The sequence below is a fragment of the Moorena sp. SIO3I6 genome, assembly GCF_010672095.1.
In genome coordinates, this window is the sequence record NZ_JAAHHU010001602.1 from 1 (window position 1) to 1,141 (window position 1,141).

At 45.7% G+C, this 1,141-nt stretch carries 2 protein-coding genes; both read left to right on the forward strand.

Annotated features, from left to right (window positions below):
* Positions 1-476 (forward strand): UbiA family prenyltransferase (locus tag F6K49_RS51560; protein WP_293110741.1); only part of this gene is annotated, 476 nt, incomplete at its 5' end.
* Positions 477-483: 7 nt separating this feature from the next.
* Positions 484-1,141 (forward strand): bifunctional demethylmenaquinone methyltransferase/2-methoxy-6-polyprenyl-1,4-benzoquinol methylase UbiE (ubiE, locus tag F6K49_RS51565; protein WP_293110743.1); only part of this gene is annotated, 658 nt, incomplete at its 3' end.

Sequence of the window (1,141 nt, forward strand, 5' to 3'; positions counted from 1 at the left end):
TCCAAGGTCTAGGAGAGATTCTGGCTTTTTTGAGCTTTGGTCCGTTAGGTATGTCAGCGGCCTACTACAGTCAAACCCAGAGTTGGTCTGTGACTAACCTGGCGGCATCGATAATTGTGGGTCTGGCGACTATGTTAATTCTATTTTGCTCCCATTTTCACCAAGTAGAGGATGATATAGCAGCTGGGAAGCGATCGCCTATTGTTCGTCTTGGCACCAAACGGGGTGCTCAACTGTTGCCCTGGATTTGTGGTAGCCTATTCGCTGCTACTGCTGGGTTTGTGATCATAGGGCTATTCCCAATATGGACATTACTCAGTTTGGTAGGATTGCCTTTTGCGATCAAGCTTTGCCGCCATGTTAACGCTCATTACAACCAACCGGAAAAGGTCAGTAATTGTAAGTTTATTGCCGTAGCGCTACATTTTTGGAGTGGACTCTTGTTGGGTGTCGGTTTCGTAATTAACCTTAATTGAACGAATCATGTCAGAGCAATCCCAGGCGATTCAGGGAATTTTTGATAACATCTCTTCTAACTATGACCAGCTAAATGACTCGATCAGTTGGGGTCAGCATCGAATTTGGAAGCTGATGACGGTTAAATGGGCTGAACCTAAGTCAGGAGATACCTTTGTTGACCTGTGTTGTGGCAGTGGAGACCTGACTCGACTATTAGCCGAAAGAGTAGGCACTCTAGGAAAGGTGTATGGAGTCGATTTTGCTCCCCAGATGTTAGCGATCGCAAAACAAAAATCCTCTGAACCACAGATTGACTGGCAAGAGGCGGATGTTTTAGATTTACCATTTGCTGACAATACCTTTGATGGAGCAACTATGGGATATGGATTACGTAATGTCGTAGATATTCCCAAGAGCCTAAAGGAAATTTACCGTATTCTTAAACCAGGGGCTAAAGCAGCAATTCTTGACTTTCACTTACCGTCTCAGCCTCTGTTTCGGCAGTTTGAACAGTGGTATCTGGAAACTATTGTTGTTCCCCTAGCCCGTGACCAAGGACTTGAGGAAGAGTATGCCTATATCTGGCCGAGTATACAGCGATTCCCCCGTGGTCCGGAGCAAGAATCTTTAGCACAGCAAATAGGCTTTCGTGCAACTCACTACCCGATTGTTGGCGGAACCA